This is a genomic window from Tahibacter soli, from assembly GCF_025717065.2.
GTDB classification, from domain to species: Bacteria; Pseudomonadota; Gammaproteobacteria; order Xanthomonadales; family Rhodanobacteraceae; genus Tahibacter; species Tahibacter soli.
In genome coordinates this window covers 37,261-59,889 of sequence record NZ_JAOVZO020000015.1, presented here as the reverse complement: position 1 = coordinate 59,889, position 22,629 = coordinate 37,261, and the positions used below count along the sequence as shown (strand labels likewise).

Annotated in this window: 23 protein-coding genes; 10 read left to right on the top strand and 13 right to left on the bottom strand. The window is 69.4% G+C overall.

The window, feature by feature from the left end:
* The first annotated feature begins 42 nt into the window (after positions 1-42).
* From OD750_RS10505 to efpL, 5 genes are all read left to right on the top strand, one after another.
* Positions 43-2,661 (top strand): sensor domain-containing protein, encoded by a 2,619-nt coding sequence (locus OD750_RS10505; RefSeq protein WP_263544665.1) that lies wholly within the window; start codon positions 43-45, stop codon positions 2,659-2,661.
* Positions 2,662-2,719: 58 nt separating this feature from the next.
* A complete protein-coding gene (locus tag OD750_RS10500) occupies positions 2,720-3,529 on the top strand; it encodes a cyanophycinase (RefSeq protein ID WP_263544664.1) in 810 nt (269 codons plus the stop codon).
* Positions 3,530-3,534: 5 nt separating this feature from the next.
* A complete protein-coding gene (locus tag OD750_RS10495; protein ID WP_263544807.1) occupies positions 3,535-4,017 on the top strand; it encodes a GNAT family N-acetyltransferase in 483 nt (160 codons plus the stop codon).
* 127 nt (positions 4,018-4,144) lie between these two features.
* Positions 4,145-4,912, top strand: a complete 768-nt coding sequence (locus OD750_RS10490) for an SDR family NAD(P)-dependent oxidoreductase (protein WP_263544663.1) — start codon at positions 4,145-4,147, stop codon at positions 4,910-4,912.
* A gap of 111 nt (positions 4,913-5,023) precedes the next feature.
* Positions 5,024-5,587: an elongation factor P-like protein EfpL gene (efpL, locus tag OD750_RS10485; RefSeq protein ID WP_263544662.1), complete on the top strand. Its 564-nt coding sequence runs from the start codon at positions 5,024-5,026 to the stop codon at positions 5,585-5,587.
* Positions 5,588-5,590: 3 nt separating this feature from the next.
* On the opposite strand, the gene OD750_RS10480 is transcribed toward efpL, so the two are convergent.
* On the bottom strand, positions 5,591-6,163 hold the full coding sequence (locus OD750_RS10480; protein ID WP_263544661.1) for an NUDIX hydrolase: 573 nt from the start codon (positions 6,161-6,163) through the stop codon (positions 5,591-5,593).
* 193 nt (positions 6,164-6,356) lie between these two features.
* On the opposite strand from OD750_RS10480, the gene OD750_RS10475 reads away from it, so the two are divergent.
* Positions 6,357-7,871, top strand: coding sequence for an amino acid permease (locus OD750_RS10475; protein WP_263544660.1), 1,515 nt, complete (start codon positions 6,357-6,359; stop codon positions 7,869-7,871).
* Positions 7,872-8,366: 495 nt separating this feature from the next.
* Here the strand turns inward: OD750_RS10475 and OD750_RS10470 are convergent, their stop codons facing one another.
* The gene (locus OD750_RS10470; protein WP_263544659.1) at positions 8,367-8,708 is read right to left on the bottom strand and encodes a high-potential iron-sulfur protein; all 342 of its coding nucleotides are present in this window, start codon (positions 8,706-8,708) and stop codon (positions 8,367-8,369) included.
* Positions 8,709-8,871: 163 nt separating this feature from the next.
* Here OD750_RS10470 and OD750_RS10465 point away from each other — a divergent pair, with 163 nt between their 5' ends.
* The 4 genes from OD750_RS10465 (at position 8,872) to OD750_RS10450 (ending at position 11,961) form a co-directional block, all read left to right on the top strand.
* Positions 8,872-9,513 (top strand): methylthioribulose 1-phosphate dehydratase, encoded by a 642-nt coding sequence (locus OD750_RS10465; protein ID WP_263544658.1) that lies wholly within the window; start codon positions 8,872-8,874, stop codon positions 9,511-9,513.
* A complete protein-coding gene (locus tag OD750_RS10460; RefSeq protein ID WP_263544657.1) occupies positions 9,510-10,055 on the top strand; it encodes a 1,2-dihydroxy-3-keto-5-methylthiopentene dioxygenase in 546 nt (181 codons plus the stop codon). The genes OD750_RS10465 and OD750_RS10460 overlap by 4 nt, the downstream gene beginning before the upstream one ends.
* Before the next feature lie 162 nt (positions 10,056-10,217).
* Positions 10,218-10,898, top strand: coding sequence for an acireductone synthase (mtnC, locus tag OD750_RS10455; RefSeq protein WP_263544656.1), 681 nt, complete (start codon positions 10,218-10,220; stop codon positions 10,896-10,898).
* A 4-nt stretch (positions 10,899-10,902) separates the two neighbouring features.
* Entirely contained in the window at positions 10,903-11,961 is a 1,059-nt protein-coding gene (locus tag OD750_RS10450; protein ID WP_263544655.1) for a C13 family peptidase, read from the top strand.
* Here the strand turns inward: OD750_RS10450 and OD750_RS10445 are convergent.
* The 11 genes from OD750_RS10445 to OD750_RS10395 form a co-directional block, all read right to left on the bottom strand.
* A complete protein-coding gene (locus tag OD750_RS10445; protein WP_263544654.1) occupies positions 11,931-12,581 on the bottom strand; it encodes a Dph6-related ATP pyrophosphatase in 651 nt (216 codons plus the stop codon). The two genes, OD750_RS10450 and OD750_RS10445, sit on opposite strands and share 31 nt — an antisense overlap.
* Positions 12,582-12,606: 25 nt before the next feature.
* A complete protein-coding gene (locus OD750_RS10440; RefSeq protein WP_263544653.1) occupies positions 12,607-14,220 on the bottom strand; it encodes a sensor domain-containing diguanylate cyclase in 1,614 nt (537 codons plus the stop codon).
* A 112-nt stretch (positions 14,221-14,332) separates the two neighbouring features.
* Positions 14,333-14,938, bottom strand: a complete 606-nt coding sequence (hisIE, locus tag OD750_RS10435; RefSeq protein WP_263544652.1) for a bifunctional phosphoribosyl-AMP cyclohydrolase/phosphoribosyl-ATP diphosphatase HisIE — start codon at positions 14,936-14,938, stop codon at positions 14,333-14,335.
* On the bottom strand, positions 14,935-15,705 hold the full coding sequence (gene hisF / locus OD750_RS10430) for an imidazole glycerol phosphate synthase subunit HisF (protein WP_263544651.1): 771 nt from the start codon (positions 15,703-15,705) through the stop codon (positions 14,935-14,937). Before hisF ends, hisIE begins: the two co-directional genes overlap by 4 nt.
* Positions 15,699-16,427 carry a 1-(5-phosphoribosyl)-5-[(5-phosphoribosylamino)methylideneamino]imidazole-4-carboxamide isomerase gene (gene hisA, locus OD750_RS10425; RefSeq protein WP_263544650.1) on the bottom strand — a complete coding sequence of 243 codons (729 nt, stop codon included), beginning with the start codon at positions 16,425-16,427 and terminating at the stop codon, positions 15,699-15,701. The genes hisF and hisA overlap by 7 nt, the downstream gene beginning before the upstream one ends.
* On the bottom strand, positions 16,424-17,014 hold the full coding sequence (hisH, locus tag OD750_RS10420) for an imidazole glycerol phosphate synthase subunit HisH (RefSeq protein ID WP_263544649.1): 591 nt from the start codon (positions 17,012-17,014) through the stop codon (positions 16,424-16,426). Before hisH ends, hisA begins: the two co-directional genes overlap by 4 nt.
* Complete coding sequence (gene hisB / locus OD750_RS10415) at positions 17,011-18,117, bottom strand: bifunctional histidinol-phosphatase/imidazoleglycerol-phosphate dehydratase HisB (RefSeq protein WP_263544648.1); 1,107 nt, start codon at positions 18,115-18,117, stop codon at positions 17,011-17,013. The genes hisH and hisB overlap by 4 nt, the downstream gene beginning before the upstream one ends.
* Complete coding sequence (gene hisC / locus OD750_RS10410; protein ID WP_263544647.1) at positions 18,114-19,175, bottom strand: histidinol-phosphate transaminase; 1,062 nt, start codon at positions 19,173-19,175, stop codon at positions 18,114-18,116. The genes hisB and hisC overlap by 4 nt, the downstream gene beginning before the upstream one ends.
* Positions 19,172-20,482 (bottom strand): histidinol dehydrogenase, encoded by a 1,311-nt coding sequence (gene hisD, locus OD750_RS10405; protein ID WP_263544646.1) that lies wholly within the window; start codon positions 20,480-20,482, stop codon positions 19,172-19,174. Before hisD ends, hisC begins: the two co-directional genes overlap by 4 nt.
* Entirely contained in the window at positions 20,479-21,378 is a 900-nt protein-coding gene (gene hisG / locus OD750_RS10400; protein WP_263544645.1) for an ATP phosphoribosyltransferase, read from the bottom strand. Before hisG ends, hisD begins: the two co-directional genes overlap by 4 nt.
* On the bottom strand, positions 21,375-21,797 hold the full coding sequence (locus tag OD750_RS10395; protein ID WP_425508225.1) for a YerC/YecD family TrpR-related protein: 423 nt from the start codon (positions 21,795-21,797) through the stop codon (positions 21,375-21,377). The genes hisG and OD750_RS10395 overlap by 4 nt, the downstream gene beginning before the upstream one ends.
* Positions 21,798-22,629: the final 832 nt, after the last annotated feature.

Sequence of the window (22,629 nt, the reverse complement as noted above, 5' to 3'; positions counted from 1 at the left end):
CTATGCTCGTGCGCGTCGCCGGCCGCGCCGGCGGGGGGTCGAATGCACTGGGAGCACGAGCCTAGCGAGGCCAAGCCGCGCGTCGTCGCGCGCGTCGCGCCGGAATCGAGTCTGAGCGCCACCGCGCTCGGCGCGCTGGCCGAGCTCGCGCGCGAACGCGGCGACGATCCGCTCGTCGCCGACGCGGTTGCCGCCGCGCGCGATGCGCTCGATCGCGTCGAGCGCGACGCCGAGGCCGTCGCCGCGCGCTATCGCAGCCTGATCGATGCCGTGCCCGACGCCGTCACGCTGCACGACGAAACCGGCCGCATCCTCGAAGCGAACGACGCGGCCTGCGCCGTATACGGCTATTCGCTCGAGCGCTTGAAGCAACTGACCGTATTCGACCTCAATCCCGACCTCGCGCCGTCGCGCCTGAACGAAGTGCTGGTCAGCGTGCGGCCGGGCCACAGCGATACGGTCGAGACGACGAACCGCCGTGCCGACGGCACGACGTTTCCGGTCGAGGTGCGCTCGAACGTGTACATCGACGGCAACGCGCGCCGCATCGTGGCGATCGTGCGCGACATCACCAACCGGCATGCCGCCGACCGCGAACTGCGCGCGTCCGAAGCGCGCTATCGCGGCCTGTTGCGCGCGATGGACAAAGGCGTGCTCGTGCAGGACGCGCACGGCCGCATCGCGTCGGTCAATCCGGCCGGCTGCCGCCTCCTGGGCCTGACCGAGGTCGAACTGACGGGCGCGAACCGGCAGACGATGCAGGAGTGGCGCTTCGAGGACGAATACGGCAAGCCGCTGCCGTTCGACGAATTGCCCGGCATGCGCTCGCTGCGCGTCGCCGCGCCGATCGAAAGCACGCTCGTCGGCGTATGGCTGCCGCACCTGCGCATCTACCGCTGGTTCAGCATCAGCACCGTGCCGCAATACCACGGCGGCAGGACGCGGCCGTTCCAGGTGATCTCGACGTTCAGCGACGTCACAGCGCTCAAGCGCGCGAGCGAACTCTTCGCCAAGACGCAGACGCTCGCGAGCATCGGCGGCTGGGAATACGATGCGCAAAGCGGGCAATTGTTCTGGACGGAAGAAATGTACCGGATCCACGACCTGCCCGCGGCGAGTCCGGTCACGATCGAACGCGCGCTCGGCTTCGTGCTCGACGCCGACCGCGCGCGCCTGGAGGCGTCGCTGGCCGCCGCTCAGCGCGGGCAGAGCTTCGAACTCGAGCTGCGGCTCGTCAGCGCGATCGGACGGCGCCGCTGGGTGTGCGTGCAGGGCCAGCCCCTGCGCCGCCACGGCAACATCCACGGCGTCAGCGGCACGCTGCAGGACGTCACCGAACGCAAGCTGCACGAAGACGAGCTGCGCCGCCTCGCGCAAACCGACGTACTGACCGGCCTCGCCAGCCGCGACACGGCGCTCGCCGATCTCGAACGCGCGATCGAACGCGCGCAAGGCGGCGCCGGCCCGGCGCTGCTGTTCGTCGACCTCGACCGCTTCAAGATCGTCAACGACATGCTCGGTCACGCCGCCGGCGACCGCCTGCTTGCCGCCGCCGCCGAACGCCTGCGCCACTGCGCCGGCGAAGCCGACGTGTCGCGCTTCGCCGGCGATGCGTTCCTGCTGCTGCTCCCCGCCGTCGCCGACCCCGCAGCGCCGCAGCGCCTGGCCGAACGCATCACGGCCGCGTTCGGCGAGCCGTTCGACTACGCCGGCGAGGAACTGCAGGTCACGGCATCGGTCGGCATCGCACGCTGGCCCGACGACGGCACGAACGCGCAGCAGCTCGTCAACCACGCCGACGCGGCCGTGAACGAGGCCAAGCGCCGCGGTCGCAATACGTGGCAGGGATTCAATCCGCAGCTCGCGCGCGGCCTGTCCGACCGCCTGATGATCGAGTCGCAGCTGCGCCGCGCGCTCGACAACGGCGAATTCCGCCTCGAATACCAGCCGACGATCGACCTTGCGACCGGCCGCGCCGTCGCGGCCGAAGCGCTGCTGCGCTGGAACAACCGCCAGCTCGGCGAACTCGGGCCCGCGCAGTTCGTCAGCCACGCCGAGAACTCCGGCGACATCGTGCGCATCGGCGCGTGGGTGATCCGCGAGGCGTGCCGGCAGCTGCGCGAGTGGCGCGCGCGCGGCATCGATCTCGCGCGCATCGCGGTGAACGTTTCGTACCGTCAGTTTCTCAATGAAAGCCTCGTCGACACCGTGCGCGCGGCGCTGCGCGAATCGGCGCTCGACGGCGCCGCGCTCGAACTCGAAATGACCGAACGCGTGCTGATCGACGACGTGCCCGACACGTTCGAAACGTTCGCGGCGCTGCGCCAGACCGGCGTCGCGCTGACCATCGACGACTTCGGCGAAGGCTATTCCGCGCTCAACTATCTGCGCCGGCTGCCGATCGACGGCATCAAGATCAGCCACACGTTCATGCAGGGCATCCCGGGCAACCGCGCCGACTCGGCGATCTGCGAGGCCATCGTGCGCATGGCGCGCAGCCTCGGCCTCAACGTCACCGGCGAAGGCGTCGAAACCGAGGCGCAGCGCCAGTTTCTCGTCGGCCAGGGCACGCCGCTCGCGCAGGGATTCCTGTTCAGCCGGCCGCTCGCGCCGGCGCGCTTCGCCGAGTTCTTCGACGCCTGGAACCGACGGCGGCACTGACGGCGCGCGCGGCGCGTCCTGCTACCATGTGCCGATTCGTCCAGTTCGAGGTGATCGCGTGCCCGCCAGACTCGCTCCCGACCAATCGCGCGGCGTGCTCGTCGCGATCGGCAGTTACGCCGGCCTCGACACCGAGCAGCGTCTCGCGCGCCGCCTTTTGTCGCTTTGTTCACAACGTGCGCACGTCGTGTTCGTCACGGCCGGCGATCCCGACGCCGCGGCGCTCGACGACCTCGAAACCGCGCTGATCGCGCACGGCGCCGGCGGCGTGCAGCGCATCGCGCTCGCGGGCCGCACCGACGCCGAACGCAGCGACAACCTCGGCGCGATCGAACGCGCCGACCTGTTGCTGCTGACGGCCGCGCAGCCGTTGCAGCTGTCGACGACGATCGGCGGCACGACGCTCGCGCGGCTCCTGCGCCGGCGCAACGCCGACGGCGTCGCGATCGCGGGCCTCGGCGCGGGCGCCGCGGTACTCGCCGAGCACATGCTCGCGGCCGGCGAAACCGGCATCACGCCGCGCATGGGCGCGGTCACGCTCGCGCCGGGCCTGGGCCTCACGAATCGCATCGTCATCGACCAGGGCGGCGCCGCGAGCGACCGGCTCGGCCGACTGCTCGGCGCGCTCGCGCTCAACCCGTTCGCGCTGGGCCTGGGCGTCGACGCCGACACCGGCGCGTTCATCGGCCCGGACAACGTGCTCGAAGTCGTCGGCCACGGCGGCGTGACGCTGGTCGACCCGAGCGACGTCGGCGCGTCGAACATCGCCGAAGCCGGGCCGCGCGCGCCGATCTCGATCACCAACCTGCATCTGCACGTGCTGGTGCACGGCACGCGCTACGACCTCGATTTCCGGAGGCCGCTGTGACGACGATGTCATTCTCGCTGCGACCGATCCGCCCCGACGACGACGCCGCGGTCGCCGCGATCATCCGCACGGTCATGCCGGAATTCGGCGCCGACGGCCCCGGCTTCGCGATCCACGACGCCGAGGTCGACCACATGTCGCGCGCCTATGCGATCCCCGGCGCGGCGTACTACGTCGTCGTGCGCAACGGCCTGATCGAAGGCGGCGGCGGTGTCGCGGCGCTCGCCGGCGGCGAACCCGACGTGTGCGAACTACGCAAAATGTATTTCTTGCCGTCGCTGCGCGGCCTCGGCGCGGGACGCGCGCTGATCCTCAACTGCCTCAACGCCGCGCGCGCGTTCGGCTACCACCGCTGCTATCTCGAAACGCTGGCCGGCATGGATGGCGCGCAGCGCCTGTACGAAAGCGCGGGATTTCAACGGATCGCCGCGCCGATGGGCGGAACCGGGCATTTCAGTTGCGATCGGTACTATCTCCGGGACTTGTAGCGCCGACGGTGCCGAGGATAAGCGCGGGACGCGGAAAGCCGTCGGCGCGCAAAGCCGGCAGCAAGCCCGCCATACCGTCCGCGCCAAACCGTTTACAATTGGCGTTTCGCCACCGCCAGGTAACCCCATGGAACTCAACCAGATCAAGGCCGTCGTCACCGGCGGCGCGTCCGGCCTCGGCTATGCCGTCGCCAGGCACTTCGTCGCGAACGGCGCGCAAGTCACGCTGCTCGACGTCAACGACGAGAAAGGCGCCGCCGCCGCGGCCGAACTCGGCGCCGCGGCGCGCTTCCTGAAGGTCGACGTCACGAACGAGGACGGCGTCGCCGCGACGCTCAAGGCCGCGCACGAGGCGATGGGCGGGCTCAACGCCGCGATCAACTGCGCCGGCATCCTCGGCGCCGGCCGCGTGCTCGGCAAAGAAGGCCCGATGCCGCTCAAGACGTTCCAGACCACGGTCATGGTCAACCTGATCGGCTCGTTCAACGTCGCCAAGGCCGCCGCCGACCTCATGCAGCACAACGCGCCGGGCGAAGACGGCGAGCGCGGTTTCATCGTCAACACCGCGTCGGTCGCCGCGTACGAAGGCCAGATCGGCCAAGCCGCGTATTCCGCGTCGAAGGGCGGCGTGATCGGCATGACGCTGCCGATGGCACGCGAATTCGCCCGCATCGGCGTGCGCGTGATGACCGTCGCGCCGGGCGTCTTCCACACCCCGATGGTCGACGGCATGCCGGAAAACGTATACCAGTCGCTGTGCGCGCAGGTGCCGTATCCGTCGCGCCTGGGCAAGCCCGAGGAATTCGCCGCGACCGTCGCGTTCATCGCGCAGAACCGCTATCTCAACGGCGAGACGATCCGCGTCGACGGCGCGATTCGTCTGCAGCCGAAATGACTTCAGGATGAAGTCATCCCGTACAGGCCATGGATGGCCGGCGATACGGGATCCAGCTCTTGACAAGTAAACTGCGGCATTACGCACCTCACTCCGACACCCCGACAACCCATGAAAGCTTTCGAAATCAAGAAAGGCAACGTCGTCGAGCACGACGGCAAGGTCTATCAGGTGCGCGACATCGAGCGCAGCTCGCCGCAGGGTCGCGGCGGCAACGTCACCTACCGCTTCCAGATGTACTCCGTGCCGGGCGGCCAGAAGCTCGACCTGTCGCTGCGCGCCGACGACGAGCTGAAAGAAACCGAACTCGTGCGCCGCCAGGCGACGTTTTCGTATCGCGAAGGCGACACGTTCATCTTTATGGATGTGGAAGACTACACGCAGTACATCCTCGACGCGACGACGCTCGGCGATTCGGCCGGCTACATCATCGACGGCATGGAAGCGTGCTACGTGCAGTTGATCGACGACGCGCCGGTCGCGCTGCAGCTGCCGGCGACCGTCACGCTGACCGTCGTCGACACCGCGCCGGAAATGAAGGGCGCCACTGCGACGAAACGCCCCAAGCCCGCCAAGCTCGACACCGGCATCGAAATCCTCGTGCCGGAATACATCGTCAACGGCTCGCGCATTCTCGTGAGCACGGTGACCGGCGAATACGCCGGTCGCGAGTAGTCGCTAGGCGGCGTGGCGGGCGAGCCACTTGCCCGCCATGCGCCGCATCGATTCGTCGCATGCGGGATCGTCGAGCATCGCGCGGATGTCGCGCCAGGCGAGATCGAGCGATTCCTCGCTGACCGTGAACGCCTCGCTGCCGCGACAGCGCACGACGAATCGCACATCGTAGTGCCAGTGTCCCGGCACTTCGCGCCGCTCGGGAATCCAGTGGCGGTCGAGGTCGAAGATCGCCGGCTCGACCGCAAGATCGCTCAGGCCCGATTCTTCCTCGGCTTCGCGCAGCGCGACGCGCGCAAGATCGGTATCGCCGTCGGCGTGCCCGCCGAGCTGCAGCCAGCGTTCGAGCTTGCGATGGTGCGTCAGCAGCACGCGCCGCCCGTCGGCGCTGACGAGCCACACCCCGCCCGTCAGGTGCCCGTAGTCGAGCTCGCGCCGCGCGGCGTCGGCGTGCCGCGTGACGAAATCGCGGAATTCGTCGATGCTCGCAGCCTCGCCGGCATGTTGCAGCGCATACGCTTCTATCTGCGCCAGCCAGGCGATTTGCCAGGGTTCGAGTCCGTTCGTGGTATTCATGACCGCGCCCGCTTGCTGCACCAGTGAGGGTCGCGTATTTTAGCCGCGCTTCACCGCACCCCGGCAGGGGGACAACGAGCGGGCCGTCCATGAACGGTTCGCAAGATGCCGTACGACTATCGCCAGGCCTCGCTATGTCGCGTGAGCAACTTACGTCGCCGGGTTCCACCACACAGCCTCCGGGAGGGGTGTAATGATTTTCTGGCGCGTAAAGCCGCTCGATCAGATTCTCGAAAACGCGGAACGGAAAAGTCTGAAACGTCAGCTCGGCCCCGTGCAGCTGACGCTGCTCGGCATCGGCGCGATCATCGGCACCGGTATTTTCGTGCTGACCGCCGAAGCGGCGCAGAAGGCGGGTCCGGCGATGATGGTCGCGTTCGTGATCGCCGCGGTCGTCTGCGCGCTCGCCGCCCTCGCCTACGCCGAACTCGCGGCAATGGTGCCGGTTTCCGGCTCCGCGTACACGTATACCTATGCGGTGCTCGGCGAAGCGCTCGCCTGGACCGTCGGCTGGGCGCTCGTGCTCGAGTACGCGGTGGCGGCCGGCGCGGTCGCCGTGGGCTGGTCGGGCTATATCAACGGGCTGATGGCGAACGCCGGATTCGGCCTGCCCGCATTCCTGCGCACCGGCCCGTACGACGGCGGCGGCTTCAATCTGATGGCGTGCATCATCTCGCTGGTGATCACGGCCCTCCTCGTCATCGGCACCTCCAAGAGCGCGTGGGTCAACGCGTTCCTCGTCGCGATCAAGATCGCCGCGCTGATCCTCTTCTGCATCATCGCCGTGCCGGCCGCGAACCTGGACAACTTCCAGCCGTTCACGCCGACCGGCTGGGGCACCCCGATGGGCGGCATCGGCGTCCTCGGCGCCGCGGCGTCGATCTTCTTCGCCTACGTCGGCTTCGACGCAGTGTCGACGGCCTCGGAAGAAACGCGCAACCCGAACCGCAACATCCCGATCGGCCTGATCGCCTCGCTCGCGGTCTGCACCGTCTTCTACATGCTGGTGGGCTACGGCGCCGTCGGCGCCGCCGGCGCGCAGCCGATCTACGACGCCGCCGGCAAGCTGATCGAAGCCGGTTCGCCCGACCTCGCCGCGGCCTGCGTCAACTCGACCCAGCTCGTCTGCAGCAAGGAACCGCTCGCGCACGTGCTGCACTCGCTCGGTTCTCCGAAGGTTGCCTACTTCGTCGGCGCGGCGGCCAGCCTTGCCCTGCCGTCGGTGATCCTGATGATGATCTACGGCCAGACCCGCATCTTCTTCGTGATGTCGCGCGACGGCCTGCTGCCGGAAGCGTTCTCGAAGGTGCATCCGACCTTCCATACGCCGCACGTCATCACGATCATCACCGGCATCGGCGTGTCGCTGTTCGCGGCGCTGTTCCCGGTCGGCATCCTTGCCGACATCTCGAACTCGGGCACGCTGTTCGCGTTCATCATGGTCGCCATCGGCGTGATGATCCTGCGCCGCACGCAGCCGGGCCGCGCCCGTCCGTTCCGCACGCCGCTCGTGTGGGTGGTCTGCCCGCTCGCCGTCGCCGGCTGCCTGCTGCTGTTCGTCAACCTGTCGCAGAAGGCGCTGACCGTGTTCTTCGTCTGGGCGGCGATCGGCGGCGTGGTCTACTCGCTGTACGGCTTCGGCCGCAGCCAGCTCGCCAAGAGCAATCTGGCCGCCGCCGCCGCGGCCAAGGCCGGCGGCTCCGCCTGACGCACCTGCCCGGTTCGTCGAACCGGGCTTTGCCTTGCCGATCAAGCACTTGAACCGCAACCGCGCAACCGCGCGGTTGCGGTTCGTGCGCGTTGAAACGACCCCGTTGTTCTTCAATGACTTAGCGGGGTCTTTCGCAGTAGCGGCTCAGGACGGCTCAAACAGTCCACACTTTCACGAATCCCCGAGCCGTCGCGACAAGGCGCTGAAAATTCAAGATTTTCGGCCGTAGACCCACAAGCAATCCACGGCTTATCAACAGCCCCTGGTTAGCCCCTGACGACCCGAACGGTTATGATCGGGTTCCGCGGGATTTTTCACTTGGCAGTGGGCCCCTCGGAATGCGGCTCGGGTGCGTCCAGACGGGTTAGCTCCTCGGTCTGGGCGCACCCGGGCAGCGCTATCGGCCTGCGGCGATTGCCGCAAGTCTCTGAATCGGAAACGAAAAACGCCGGGACCAGCCCGGCGTTTTTCGTTTCCGAGCGACGCGTCCGGTCAGGTCTTCTGCGCGAACGCCGAGCACCAGCCCTTGCCGGCGACCGACTTGCCCGGAAACAGCGTGCAGGCGCCGCGGGGGCCCGTGCCCTGGTAGAAACTGCAGCCGGCGCAGGTCTGGGTCGGCTTGTGCGTCGGAAACTTCGCGGCCTCGACCTTGCTCGCGTCTTCCTTGTAGCCGAGCGCGCTGCCGGTCGGGTCGGATTCGGACAGCGCCGGCAGATCGTCGGCGCGCGCAGCGAGAGGCAGCGCCGCGATCGCGGCGACACCGGCGACGGCGGCAAGAAATTCGCGGCGCGTGCCGCAGACCGTTTTGGGTCGGGACGTGGTTGGCTGAGACATCGGAAAGCTCCGGTCCTGGCTGGGGGAGCCCGAATCGTACCGCGCGCGACGCGCATCGTGCGTGCGGCGCGACGCCGCAGCGTTTCGACATGCCGCGCCGTCGTTAGCCCGTCGCAACCTATCGGTTATAGTTGCCTCCCGTTGGCTCAGCAGTTTTCGTCCCATGCCCGACACCCCTCGTCTCGATCATGCGCGCCTGGCCTCCTGCGCGCGCGACATCGCCGACGCCGGCCGCGAGCTCGGCGCCCGCGGCTGGACTCCGGCGACCAGCAGCAACTTCTCGATGCGCTACGACTCGCAGCATGCGGTCGTGACGATCTCCGGCCGCGACAAGGGCCGCCTCGGCGTCGACGACGTCATGGTGGTCGACCTCGCCGGCAAGCCGGTCGGCACGGCGTCCAAACCGTCCGCCGAGACCGCGCTGCACGTGCAGATGTACCGGCGCGACCCGCAGATCGGCGCGGTGCTGCACACGCATTCGCACAACCAGACCGTCGCCTCGCGCCTGTACGCGCAGGCGGGCGTCGTGCGCTTCGCGGGCTACGAACTGCAGAAGGCGATCACCGGCTATACGACGCACGAAAGCGAACTCGACCTGCCGGTGTTTCCGAACACGCAGGAAATGGGCGAACTCGTCGACCGCGTCGATGCGTGGCTCGATGCCGGCAAGCCGCTGCACGGCTACTTGATCGACGGCCACGGCATCTACACATGGGGTCGTACCATGGCCGAGGCGAAGCGGCATCTCGAAGCGTTCGAATTCCTGCTCGCCTGCGAACTCGATTTGAGGAGACTCACCGCATGAGCCGCTTGCGCATCTTTTCGGAAAACGACGGCGCCGCCGTGCAGTTCGATTCGCACGACCACGCCGCGATTTCGCGCGAGCTCGGCGCCGTCGGCGTGCGCTTCGAGCAGTGGCGGGCCGCGCAGCCGATCAAGCCGGGCGACGCGCCCGAAACCGTCATCGCCGCGTACCGCGACGACATCGACCGCCTGATGCGCGACGAGGGCTACCAGGCCGTCGACGTCATCAGCCTGAACCCGGAACATCCGGACAAGGCCGCGCTGCGCGCGAAGTTTCTGAACGAGCACACGCATTCGGAAGACGAGGTGCGGTTCTTCGTCGCCGGACGCGGCCTGTTCACGCTGCACATCGGCGAAAAAGTGTACGAAGTGCTGTGCGAACAGGGCGACCTCATCGGCGTGCCGGACAACACGCGCCACTGGTTCGACATGAGCGAGTCGCCGCATTTCGTCGCGATCCGCCTGTTCACGAATGCCGCCGGCTGGGTCGCGAACTTCACCGGCGACGATATCGCGCAGCGGTTTCCGCGGCTCGTCGCCTGATCGCTCCCTCTCCCCCGACGGCCGTCGGGGAGAGGGTCGGGGTGAGGGGGCGACGCTCCGCACTTCGTTGACGTTGCCGCAGCACAAACGCCCGCCCCCTCACCCAACCCTCTCCCCCAAGCACGCTTGGGGGAGAGGGCTCAAGAAAGTCACCGCGCCTCAATGACCCGCGCCATCCTCACCGACATCGAAGGCACCACGAGTTCGATCAGCTTCGTCAAGGACGTGCTGTTCCCGTATGCGCGCGAGCACCTGCCCGCCTACGTCGCCGCGCATCGCGACGATCCGGAAGTGCGCCGCTGGCTCGATGCGGCGGCCGGCGACGCCGGCATCGCGCGCGACGACGAAGCGGCGATCGTCGCGACGCTGCAGCGCTGGATCGACGAAGACCGCAAGGCGACGCCGCTCAAGGCGCTGCAAGGCCTCATCTGGGCCGACGGCTACGCGAACGGCGCGTACCGCGCGCACGTCTATCCCGAAGTGCCGGCGCGGCTCGCCGCATGGCATGCGCGGGGCCTGCCGCTGTACGTGTATTCGTCGGGCTCGGTCGCCGCGCAGAAGCTGTTCTTCGGCTACAGCGAAGCGGGCGATCTGACGCCGCTGTTCCGCGGCTACTACGACACGGAAATCGGCGGCAAGCGCGACGCGGCGTCGTACGCGCGCATCGCGGCCGACATCGGCATCGCGCCGGCCGACATCCTGTTCCTGTCCGACATCGTCGAAGAACTCGACGCCGCGCGCGCCGCCGGTCTCGCCACGACGTGGCTGTGCCGCCCGCCGCTCGCCTGCCCCGCCGACGCGCGCCACCCGTGCGTCGCCGACTTCGACGCGATCACGCCGTAAGCCCATGCACGCGCGCGAGGCCGCCCGGCTGCTGCTGGCTCTCGCCGCCGGCGTCGCCATCGGCTGGACGCTGTCGACGACGGCGCCCGCCCCGCGCGTCGTCGCAACGCCTGCGCCCGACGCGGCGCCGACCGGCGCAGACCTCGCGCAATTCCGGCAGTTTCTCGCAGACCTGCTCCCCGGCAACGAGCCGCGCCGCGCCGACGAGCCGCCCGACTACAGCCCCGAGGTCGTGATGTACGACCAGCCGCGCCTGATGGACGAGGCGTTCGCGCACCTTGTGCGCCATACGCCGGGCAAGACCGACCTGTATCTCGTCGCGTTCGGCGGCGACGGCGACGAGGACGTGTTCCGCAACGAAGTGGAATACGCGGAAACGTTGTTTTCGCAGCGCTTCGGCGCGAAAGGCCGCACGCTCGTGCTCGAAAACAATCCGGCCACCGTCGGCACGCGGCCGCTGGCGACCTGGACGAATCTAGAAGACGCGCTCGAACGCCTGACCACGCGCGTGATGGACCCCGAGGAAGACATCCTCGTCCTGTTCATGACGAGCCACGGCAGCGAAGAACACGACCTCTACGTCGGCATGGGCACGCTGCCGCTCGACCCGATCAACGCCGAAGACCTCGCCGACATCCTCGCCGCGCATCCCGTGCGCTGGAAGGTCGTGATCGTTTCGGCCTGCTATTCCGGCGGCTTCGTCGCGCCGCTGAAAAACGCGACGACGATGGTCGTCACCGCGGCGCGCGCGGACCGCACGTCGTTCGGCTGCGGCGCCGACTCGGACATCACCTACTTCGGCAAGGCGTTTTTCGCGCACGGCCTGAACGAAACCGACAGCTTCCGCGGCGCGTTCGACGTCGCCACGCGGCTCGTCGCCGAATGGGAAGCCGAACACGACGACGCCAAGGCGTCCGAACCGCAGATCGCGTCGACGCCGCTGATCGAGGCGAAGCTCGCGAGCTGGCGCAAGGATCTCAAGCTCGGCGCGCCGGTGCCGTTCGCGCCGGCGGCAAAACCCGACGGCGAGGCTCAGTCCAGAGCCAGGTCGAGAAACCAGTAGCCGTCGCGGCGTTCGCGCGCGCGTTCGGCGAGCGCGACGGGCCGCGCAAAGCACGGTCCGTCGACGACGATGCTGTGGTATTCGCCGTTCTCGCCGGCCAGATCGATGCCGGCGGCACGAAATTCGTCGATGAGCGCTTCGTCGAGCGTGCGGCCGAGCAGCGCCGGAGCGAGCCTGCCGTCCTGTACGGCGACGAGGCGCGTGACGAAGCCCGCGTCGAGAAACTCGCGCAGCAGCGCCTCGCGCGGCACTGCCCAGATCGGATGCAGGCAGTCGATGCCGATGTCCCCGCACAGCTTGCGGAACCACGACCGGTGCGCCTCGAGTTCGATGTCGCCGAACACGGCCGCGGTCACGCGGGCCTCGTCGCGCAGGCGCGCGAGCGCGGCGCCGAAGTTCGCCGCGTAGCCCGGCAGGCTGGTCGGCACGTCGACGAGCGGCACGCCGAGCGCGGCGGCCTGCGCCGCGAGCAGCGCGGGCGCGAGGCCGTGCGCGCGGCTGCGCGAGCCGTCCTCCTCGTACGTCGTCACGAGCGCGGCCGGCGGTCCGTGCTCGCGCCATACGCGCCACATCGACAAGGCGCAGTCCTTGCCGCCGCTCCACGAAACCGCATAGTTCATCGATATAACCTTGTACTTGTCGCGCCTATTCGCCGGCGCCGATGCGGTCGCGCCCTTCCGCCTTCGCGCGGTACAGCGCCCGGTCGGCGCGGGCGACGAACTCGGCCGGCGACAGCGACTCACCTGGCCATACGCTCGCCACGCCGATGCTGACCGTGAGTACGCCGCGCGTCGTGTGCGCGTGCGTCAGACGCAGCCGGCGCACCGCGTCGCGCAGGTGCCCCGCCACGCGCAGCGCCTCGTCGGGGCCGGTTTCGGGCAGCAGCACCGCGAATTCCTCGCCGCCGTAGCGCGCGACGAGATCTTCGCTGCGCGTCGCCGCGCCCGACAGCGCCGCGGCGACGCGCCGCAGCGCATCGTCGCCCGCGAGATGCCCGTAGCCGTCGTTGTACTGCTTGAACTCGTCGATGTCGACGAGGAGCAGACCGAGCGCATGGCCGTGGCGAGCCGCGCGGCGCCATTCGCTCGTCAGCGCCTCGTCGAAGCGGCGGCGGTTCGCGATGCCGGTCAGGCCGTCCATATGCGACAGCCGCTCGAGCCGCGCGTTGACTTCGCGCAGCCGTGCGTTCGCCTGCATCAGTGCGGCCGACTTCTCCTCGACCAGCCGGTTCGTCTGGCTCAGGCGTTCGTTGATGCCGGCGACGTGGATCGCCCCGGCGATCTGTTCGGCCAGCACGGACAGCATCTGCCGGTTCGACGCGTCGAACGTTTCGGCGTGCGCGCTTTCAAGATTCAGCACGCCGATCACGCGGTCGCGAAACCGCACCGGCAGCGCGAACTCGGCGACGACGGCGCCGCTGCCCGTCACATAGTCGGGATCGGTGCCGACGTCGGCGACGTACTGCGCGTCGCCCGTGCGGAACGCGCGACCGATCACCCCGAGGGCCGGCGGCCATTCGCGCCCGCCGCCGGCGTGGAACACCGACTCGCCCGCGTGCGCCGACAGGCGCAACTGCTCGCCGGCGTCGTCGACCAGCGCCACGCAGCAGTTTTCGAGACGAAAGCGCGAAAGGAAAAAATCCACGATGCGCTGCAGAGTCTGGTCGAGGCCGTCGGCTTCCAGTGCCGCACGCATCAGCTCGCCGACCATGCCGAGCAGCGCCGTGCGGCGGCGCTGTTCTTCGTCGAGCGCCTCCGACGCGAAGATGCCGGCGACCTGTTCGGCCACGGTCGCGACGAGGTCGACGCTGTCGGCGAACGCGTCCTCGCGGCGGCATTCGGCGTTCAGCGCGCCGATCACCTCGCGGTTGTGGCACACCGGCACGCACAGCTCGGAGCGCGCGCCCGGCATCGTCTCGATGTAGTTGGGATGTTTGCCGACGTCCGGCACGTACAGCGTGCGGCCGGTCGCGGCGACTTCGCCGACCACGCCGCTGCCGATCTCGCGGCCGTAGCCGACGTGGATCATCGTCGGCACGTCGGTCGACAGCGCCTCGCAGCGAAAACGCCCCGCCGCGCCGTCGATCGCGACGCAGGCGACGAACTCGCAGCGCAGATGCTGCTTGAGCGCCAGCACGACGCGCTGCAGCTTGTCGCGCAGCGGCAGGGCGCCGGTCGCGATGCGCGCGACGCGGTGAATCAGCGCAAGCTGGCGTGCTTCGCGATCCCGGGCGGAAAGCGTGGGTCCGGCGCGTGGCATGTCGTCCCGCTGTCGTAGAAACGGCGTCAGTCTAGTGTTCGGCGCAACCGCCCCGCAACGAAACCGTCACGCCGCCGCAGCGCCGTTTCGTGCCTGAGCCGCGCGCGCACGATCAGCGATGGCGCCGCGCAAGAACCGCGACGGCGTCGGCGAGCGACAAGCCCCGCGCGCGCAAGAGCACCGTCAGGTGGAACAACAGGTCGGCCGCTTCGCCGGCGAGGTCGTCGGGCGTCTGCGCCACCGCCGCGAGCGCCGTCTCGACGCCCTCCTCGCCCACCTTCTGCGCGATGCGCCGCACGCCGCCCTCGAACAGCCGCGTGGTATAGCTGCCTTCGGGCCGCTCGCGCTCGCGCGTCTCGACGAGCGCGTCGAGTTCGGCGAGAAACGCGAACGCCGGCCTGGCTTCGTCGCCGAAGCAGCTCGCCGTGCCGGTGTGGCAGGTCGGCCCCTGCGGTTCGGCCAGCACGAGAATCGCGTCGCCGTCGCAGTCGGCGCGGATGTCCTTCGCGACGAGCCAATGCCCCGACGTCTCGCCCTTCGTCCACAACCGGCGCTTGCTACGACTGTAGAAAGTGACTTTTTCCGAAGCGCGCGTCGCAGCCAGCGCCTCGGCGTTCATCCAGCCCTGCATCAGCACGACGCCGCTGCGCCAATGCTGCACGATCGCCGGCAGCAGCCCGGCGCCCTTGTCCCAGTCGAGCGCGAGATCGGCGTTCATGGCCTCACCGCCACGCCCTGCGCGCGCAGGAATGCTTTCAGGTCCGGTATCGCGATCGCGCCGGAATGGAATACGGTCGCGGCGAGCGCGCCGTCGACGTCCGCGCGCGCGAACGCGTCCGCGAAATGCTGCGGCGCGCCGGCCCCGCCGGACGCGACCAGCGGCACGTCGCAGACGTCGCGCACCGCGGCGAGCTGTTCGATGTCGTAGCCCTCGCGCACGCCGTCCGACCCCATGCAGTTGAGCACGATTTCGCCGGCGCCGCGCGACTGCGCCTCGCGCACCCAGTCGAGCGTGCGCCGCGCGAGCGCGCGCGTGCGCGACGGATCGCCGGTGTATTGCCGCACGCGCCACTGGCCGTCGTCGTCGCGCAGGCTGTCGATGCCTACGACGACGCACTGCACGCCGAACGCCGCGGCGAGTTCGTCCACGAGCGTCGGCCGTTCGAGCGCCGGCGAATTGATCGACACCTTGTCGGCACCGGCATGCAGCACGTCGCGCGCGTCGTCGACGCTGCGTATGCCGCCGGCGACGCAGAACGGAATGTCGATCGCGCGCGCGACGCGGTCGACCCACGCGCGGTCGACGCGGCGTCCCTCGGGGCTCGCCGTGATGTCGTAGAACACGAGCTCGTCGGCGCCCTGCTCGCGGTACGCGAGCGCGAGTTCCTCGATGTCGCCCATCACGACGTGGTCGCGAAAGCGCACGCCCTTGACGACCTTGCCGTCCTTCACGTCGAGGCAGGGAATCAGTCGCCGGGTCAGCATGCCAGGGCGTCCGCGAGCGTCAGATGACCTTCGAGCAGGCTGCGCCCGAGCACGACGCCGGCGCAACCCGCGTCGCGCACGGCACGGATGTCGGCGAGGTCGCGCACGCCGCCCGACGCCTGCAGCGCGAGCGACGGCGCCAGCGCGCGCACGTGGCGGTACAAGTCCACATTGGGTCCGGCGAGCATGCCGTCGCGCGAGATGTCGGTGCACAACAGGTGCATCGCGCCCGCCGCGGCGTAGCGCGGCGCCAGATCGTCGAGCGTCGCGTGCTCGTTTTCGGTCCAGCCCGCACTCGGCAGACGCCAGCGCCCGGCTTCGTTGCGCGTATCGAGCGCGACGCAGATGCGCTCGGCCCCGTGGCGCGCGATCCACTCGATGACGCGATCGGGATCGCGTATCGCGATGCTGCCGACGACGACGCGCGACACGCCCGCGTCGAGCAGGCGTTCGACGTCGTCCTCGCTGCGCACGCCGCCGCCGGCCTGCACCGCGAGGCGGCCGGCCGCGAGCGCTTCGATCGTGCGCAGGTTGGCGAGATTGCCGGCACGGGCGCCGTCGAGATCGACGACGTGCAGCCACGTCGCGCCGGCCGCGGCGTAGTCGTGCGCGAGCGTCAGCGGGTCGACGCGATAGCTGGTCTGCTGCGCGTAGTCGCCCTGGCGCAGGCGCACGACGTTGCCGGATCGCAGGTCGATGGCGGGAATGACGGTGAAGGTCACAGTTCGAGAAACCTCTTGAGCAGGCGCGCGCCGACGGCCGCCGAGCGCTCGGGGTGAAACTGCATGCCGTGAAAGTTGCCCTGCTGCACGATCGCCGAAAAACGTCCGGCGTGATCGGCGCTGGCGACGGTCCAGGGGCCGAGCGGCGCGGCGTAGCCATGCACGAAGTACGCGTGATCGCCGGGCCGCAGCGCGTCGGCGAGCGCGCCGTCGCGTTCGCGCACGAGCGCGTTCCAGCCCATGTGCGGCACGCGCGCGCCGGGCGCGCCGGCCATGCGCGCGACGCGCGCGGCAATCACGCCGAGGCACGCGGTGTCGCTCTCGTCCGATGCGTCGAACAAGAGCTGCATGCCGAGGCACACGCCGAGCACCGGCTGCGTCAGCGAACGCAACGTTTCCACGAGACCGAGTTCCTGCAAACGCGCCATGCCGGGCGCGGCGGCGCCGACGCCGGGCAGGATCACATGGTCCGCGGCGCGCACGCTCGCCGCGTCGGCGACGAGGCTCGCATCGACGCCCAGGCGCTGCAGCGCGTAGCGCACCGAACCGAGGTTCGTGCCGCCGCCGTCGACGAGAACGACGCTCACAGCGCCCCCTTCGTGCTCGGCAGATCGGTGCCGTCGCGCGCGATCGCGGCGCGCAGCGCGCGCGCGACGGCCTTGAAGCACGCCTCGACCATGTGGTGCGCGTTCTCGCCGCGCACCGCCAGATGCAGATTGGCGCCGAGCGTTTCGCACAGCGAGCGGAAAAAATGCGGCACCATTTCCGTCGCGAGATCGCCGACGCGTTCGCGCGGATACGCACCGTCGAACACGAACCACGGCCGGCCCGAAAGATCGAGCGCAGCGCGCGCGAGCGTCTCGTCCATCGGCAGCACGATCGTCGTCGTCGCGGGGGCGTCGTTCGCATCGAGCGCGGCATCGCCGTAGCGCGCGATGCCGCGCTTGTCGCCGAGCGCCTGGCGCAGCGCCTGGCCGAGCGCGAGCGCGCTGTCTTCGACGGTGTGGTGTTCGTCGATGTGCGTATCGCCGGCGCAGGTGAGATCGAGCGCGAAGCCGCCGTGCTTGCCGAGCTGCTCGAGCATGTGGTCGAAGAAGCCGTTGCCGGTGGCGACGACCGGGTCGGCACGGCGATCGAGATCGACGCGCACGCGCACGCGGGTCTCGCGCGTGACGCGCTCGACGCTCGCGCGGCGCGGCGCGGCGCACAGCACGTGCGCGATCTCGTTCCAGTCGACGTCGTCGTCGAGCTTGAAGCCGCGCACGCCGAGGTTCGCCGCGAACGCGATATCGGTGTCGCGATCGCCGACCATCGCCGAGTCGGCGCGGCTCCAGCCGTCGTCGGCGAGATACGCGCGCATCAGGCCGGTGCCGGGCTTGCGCGTATCGAGACCTTCGTGCGCGAAGCTGCGATCGATCAGCACGTCGGCGAAGCGCACGCCCTGCGATTGAAACAGCTGCAGCATCAGCCGGTGCGGGCCGTCGAACGCGTCCTGCGGAAAGCCCGGCGTGCCGAGGCCGTCCTGGTTCGTGACCATGACGAGTTCGTAGCCGGCGTCGACGCAGCGGCGCAGCGCGCCGATCACGCCCGGCAGCAGCGCGAGCTTCTCGTACGCGTCGATCTGGAAGTCCGGGGGCTCGACGATCAACGTGCCGTCGCGGTCGACGAACAGGATCTTGCGGCGGCTCATGCGGCCTCCCGTCGTGCCGCGAGCACGCCGACGACGCGCGCGTTCTCGTCGGGCGTACCGATGCTGATGCGCAGGCAGTCGCCGAGGCCGCGATACCGTCCGACGTCGCGCACGACGATGCCCGCCGCGAGCAATGCCGCATACGTGCCGCGCGGATCGTCGAATCGCACGGTCAGGAAATTGGCCGACGACGGCAGCACGCCGCGCACGCCCGGCAGCGTCGGCAGCAGCGTGCGCAGGCGCTCGCGTTCGGCGACGAGCGTTGCGATGCGGCGGCGCGTCAGCGCGAGGCCGTCGGCATCGATCGCGCGCAGCGCCGCGTCGACGCTCGCCTGCGGCAACGGGTACGGCGCGATGATCTTGCGCAGCAGCGCGACGACGTCGGCGCGTGCCACGAGCGTACCGACGCGCGCGCCGGCGAGCGCGTACGCCTTCGACAGCGTGCGCAGCACGGCGACGTTGTCGTGGCGATCGAGCAGCGTCGCGGCGCTCGGCGAACCCGCGAATTCCGCGTATGCCTCGTCGACGACGACGAGCGCGCGGCCGGCGAGCGCGTCGGCGATACGTTCAATCGTGGAAAGTTCCACGACGTTTCCGGTCGGGTTGTTCGGCGTGCAGACGAAGACGAGCTTCACCGCCGGCGTGACGCGCCCGAGCAGCGCATCCGCGTCGAGCGAGAAATCGTCCGCCAGCGGCGCTTCAATCACCGTCGCGCCCTGGATGTTCGCCGCGACCGCGTACATGCCGAACGTCGGCGGCGAAACGACGACCGCGTCGTATCCCGCGCGGCAGAACGCGCGCACGAGCAGATCGATCGCCTCGTCGCTGCCGCGGCCGACGAGCACGTTCGCCGCGTCGACGCCGTACAGCGCGGCGAGACCTTCGACGAGCGCGCGCGGCTGCGGATCGGGGTAGCGATTGAGGCCGTCGCCGTCCATCGGCGCCCAGGGCGATTCGTTCGCGTTGAGCAGAACGGTGCCGCCGCTCGCCTCCATGCGTGCGGACGAATACGGCGCGAGCGCGCGGATTTCCGTCCGCGCGAGATCGACGATGCTCATACCGCGTTCTCCGCCAGGCGGCGCAGGCGGCGCGTCACGGCGCGTTCGTGCGCGTCGAGCCCTTCGGCGCGCGCGAGCGTCGCCGCGCACGGCCCGATCGCGCGCAGGCCGTCCGCGCTCAGCTCCTGCACCGTCACGAGCTTGACGAAACTCGCGACCGACACGCCGCTCCACGCGCGCGCATGGCCGTACGTCGGCAGCACGTGGTTGGTGCCGCTGCAGTAGTCGCCGACCGCCTCGGGCGACCACGGACCGAGAAAGATCGACCCGGCATTGTCGACCTGCGCGAGCCACGAACGTGCGTTTTCCACATTGAGAATGAGGTGTTCCGGCGCGTAGTCGTTGCTGACGCGCACCGCGGTCGCGAGATCCGGCACGTGGATCAGGCGACTGTGCGCGAGCGCCCGGCGCGCGAGATCGGCGCGCGGCAGGTCGGCGAGCTGCGCTTCGATCGCCGCTTCCACGGCCATGATCAGCGCGCTCGACGGCGACAGCAGGATGGCCTGCGAATCGGGACCGTGTTCGGCCTGCGACAACAGATCGGCCGCGACGAAGCCGGGATCGGCCGATGCGTCGGCGATCACGAGCACCTCGGACGGACCGGCCGGCAGGTCGATCGCGGCGCCTTGCGGATCGAGCGCCACCTGTCGCTTCGCTTCGGTCACCCACGCGTTGCCGGGGCCGAACAGCTTGTCGCAACGCGGCACCGACTCGGTGCCGTACGCCATCGCGGCGATCGCCTGCGCGCCGCCGAGCTTGAACACGCGCTTGACGCCGCACGCGCGCGCCGCATGCAGCACGAGCGGATCGCAGTCGCCCTGCGCGTTCGCCGGCGTGCACATGACGACGTCGTGGCAGCCGGCGATCGCGGCCGGCACGGCGAGCATCAGGACGGTCGACGGCAACGGCGCGCTGCCCGACGGCACGTACAGGCCCACGCGGCGCAGCGGGCGCAGCACGCGCTCGCAGCGCACGCCGGGCGCCGTGTCGAGCGCGACGTCGGCCGGTGCCGTCGCGCGATGAAAGCGTTCGATGCGTTCGCGCGCCTCGCCGATCGCCCGCTTGAGTTCGGGCGCCACCAGCGCGTCGGCGGCGTCGAACTCGCCGGCCGACACCGCCAGCGCGCCGAGTTCGCAGCCGTCGTAGCGACGCGTCAGTGCACGCAGCGTCGAATCGCCGTCGGCGCGCACCTGCGCGATCAGGCGCGCGACGCCGTCGCGCAGTTCGACGCTCTGCGCCTCCGGCGCGCGTTCGAGCATCGCGGCGCGCGCCGTCGCGTCCAATGCCGACCATTCCACAATGTTCATGCGAGCATTTTCTCCACCGGCAGCACCAGCATGCCGCTGGCACCCGCGCGCTTCATGTCTTCCAGGTGCTGCCAGGTGATCGCGCCGTGGCACACGGCCTGCAGCGCGACCTCGTCCGGACTGCCTTCGATCGGCGTGATCGTCGGACGCTGCCCGGGCGGCAGCAGGCGCGCGATGCCGGCGATCGACGCGCGTGGCGCGTGCAGCATCACGAGTTTCGATTCGCGCACCTGGATCACGCCGTCGATGCGCCGCAGCAACAATTCCAGAAGTTCGCCGCGTTCGTCGTTCGGCGCGACGCCGGCGCCGGCGAGCACGGCTTCGCTGTCGAGAATGGCCGCCGCCTCGCGCAGCTGGTTCGCCACGAGCGTCGAGCCGGTCGACACGAGATCGCAGATCGCGTCGGCCGTGCCGAGCTTCGGTGCGATCTCGACCGAGCCCTTGAGCAGCACGACCTTTGCGTCGACGCCGTTCGCCGCGAACCACGCCGCCGTCAGCGCGGGGTATGTCGTGGCCACGCGCAGTCCGGCCAGCGACGACGGACCGGCGTAGTCGAGCTCCTGCGGCACCGCGATCGACAATCGGCAGCGGCCGAAGCCGAGCGGACGCAGTTCGTCGACGGCGGGCGTTTCGCCGCGTGCCGCGACCGCGGCCTGCTGTTCGGCGAGCACGTTGCGGCCGACGATGCCGAGATCGCACACGCCGTCGGCGATGAGGCCGGGGATGTCGTCGTCGCGTACGAGCAGCAGGTCGATCGCGAGGCTTTCGCCGAAGCAGAACAGCTTGTCGCGGCTCTGACGGAATTTGAGGCCGCAGCGCGCGAGCAAGTCCTGCGACGGATCGCCGAGGCGGCCCGATTTCTGCACGGCGATGCGCAGGCGGTCGCGCGGCTTCATGACTTGCCTCCGGTGCGCGAGCGCGCGGCCGGCGCGGAAGCGGCTTTTGCGGCCGGCGCCGCGGGCGGAACGATCGGTGCTCCCGCGCGGCGGCGGATCGGTTTCGGCAGCGCGGGCAGCGCGTGGTGCGCGACGACCGCGAGATAGCCGCCGTTGCCCTGCTGCAGGAAGCGCGCGACGCGGCCGATCGTGGTGACGCTGACCGACGTGCGATCGTGGATTTCGCGGTACGCGTAGCCTTGCAGCAGATACGGCACGACGCGCCAGCGATCGACCAGCGCTTCGAGCTCGGCCGGCGTGCACAGGTCGCGCAGGAACGCGAGCATCTCCTGCGGCGTATCGAGCGACAGCAGCGCGCGGCACAGGCTTTCGTCGGCCGGAATCGACAGGTTTTCAGGCTCGAGGAAACGTCTTTTCATGGTGATGCCTGCGATCGGGCGACAGCGCGGGGGCGGATCATTCAATGTAATAGCGCATTAGTACATTGGACGATAGTAGCTCACGACGGACGGCGGAGTAAACCCGGCAGGATGCCAGATTTCGACGGTCGGCGAGTTCGGCGGGTATCGCGCGGCGACAGGCGTGGCGCGGGACGTACGGCTTTTGCCACGAAGAATGGCTTTCGTTCGATCCGGCCTGCGACGGATCCTGGCGGTCCCGGATTCAGGCTGTCCCGGATTCAGGCTGTCCCGGATTCAGGCTGTCCCGGATTCAGGCTGTCCCGGTTTCAGGCTGTCCCGGTTTCAGGCTGTCCCGGTTTCAGGCTGTCCCGGTTTCAGGCTGTCCCGGTTTCAGGCTGTCCCGGTTTCAGGCTGTCCCGGTTTCAGGCTGTCCCGGTTTCAGGCTGTCCCGGTTTCAGGCTGTCCCGGTTTCAGGCTGTCCCGGTTTCAGGCTGTCCCGGATTCAGGCTGTCCCGGATTCAGGCTGTCCCGGATTCAGGCTGTCCCGGATTCAGGCTGTCCCGGATTCAGGCTGTCCCGGATTCAGGCTGTCCCGGATTCAGGCTGTCCCGGATTCAGGCTGTCCCGGATTCAGGCTGTCCCGGATTCAGGCTGTCCCGGATTCAGGCTGTCCCGGATTCAGGCTGTCCCGGATTCAGGCTGTCCCGGATTCAGGCTGTCCCGGATTCAGGCTGTCCCGGATTCAGGCTGTCCCGGATTCAGGCCCGGGATTCCGCGATTCGAGCATGACCGGCGCCGGAACTTGCAAAGCGCGCGTTCGGGCGTAGCATCCGGCCCCTGCGGCAACGAA

Coding starts and splice junctions, on each gene's coding strand:
- OD750_RS10505 (WP_263544665.1), top strand. CDS start 43: ATGCACTGGGAGCACGAGCCTAGCGAGGCCAAGCCGCGCGTCGTCGCG.
- OD750_RS10495 (WP_263544807.1), top strand. CDS start 3,535: ATGTCATTCTCGCTGCGACCGATCCGCCCCGACGACGACGCCGCGGTC.
- OD750_RS10490 (WP_263544663.1), top strand. CDS start 4,145: ATGGAACTCAACCAGATCAAGGCCGTCGTCACCGGCGGCGCGTCCGGC.
- efpL (WP_263544662.1), top strand. CDS start 5,024: ATGAAAGCTTTCGAAATCAAGAAAGGCAACGTCGTCGAGCACGACGGC.
- OD750_RS10480 (WP_263544661.1), bottom strand. CDS start 6,163: ATGAATACCACGAACGGACTCGAACCCTGGCAAATCGCCTGGCTGGCG.
- OD750_RS10475 (WP_263544660.1), top strand. CDS start 6,357: ATGATTTTCTGGCGCGTAAAGCCGCTCGATCAGATTCTCGAAAACGCG.
- OD750_RS10470 (WP_263544659.1), bottom strand. CDS start 8,708: ATGTCTCAGCCAACCACGTCCCGACCCAAAACGGTCTGCGGCACGCGC.
- OD750_RS10465 (WP_263544658.1), top strand. CDS start 8,872: ATGCCCGACACCCCTCGTCTCGATCATGCGCGCCTGGCCTCCTGCGCG.
- OD750_RS10460 (WP_263544657.1), top strand. CDS start 9,510: ATGAGCCGCTTGCGCATCTTTTCGGAAAACGACGGCGCCGCCGTGCAG.
- mtnC (WP_263544656.1), top strand. CDS start 10,218: ATGACCCGCGCCATCCTCACCGACATCGAAGGCACCACGAGTTCGATC.
- OD750_RS10450 (WP_263544655.1), top strand. CDS start 10,903: ATGCACGCGCGCGAGGCCGCCCGGCTGCTGCTGGCTCTCGCCGCCGGC.
- OD750_RS10445 (WP_263544654.1), bottom strand. CDS start 12,581: ATGAACTATGCGGTTTCGTGGAGCGGCGGCAAGGACTGCGCCTTGTCG.
- OD750_RS10440 (WP_263544653.1), bottom strand. CDS start 14,220: ATGCCACGCGCCGGACCCACGCTTTCCGCCCGGGATCGCGAAGCACGC.
- hisIE (WP_263544652.1), bottom strand. CDS start 14,938: ATGAACGCCGATCTCGCGCTCGACTGGGACAAGGGCGCCGGGCTGCTG.
- hisF (WP_263544651.1), bottom strand. CDS start 15,705: ATGCTGACCCGGCGACTGATTCCCTGCCTCGACGTGAAGGACGGCAAG.
- hisB (WP_263544648.1), bottom strand. CDS start 18,117: ATGAGCCGCCGCAAGATCCTGTTCGTCGACCGCGACGGCACGTTGATC.
- hisC (WP_263544647.1), bottom strand. CDS start 19,175: ATGAGCATCGTCGATCTCGCGCGGACGGAAATCCGCGCGCTCGCGCCG.
- hisD (WP_263544646.1), bottom strand. CDS start 20,482: ATGAACATTGTGGAATGGTCGGCATTGGACGCGACGGCGCGCGCCGCG.
- hisG (WP_263544645.1), bottom strand. CDS start 21,378: ATGAAGCCGCGCGACCGCCTGCGCATCGCCGTGCAGAAATCGGGCCGC.
- OD750_RS10395 (WP_425508225.1), bottom strand. CDS start 21,797: ATGAAAAGACGTTTCCTCGAGCCTGAAAACCTGTCGATTCCGGCCGAC.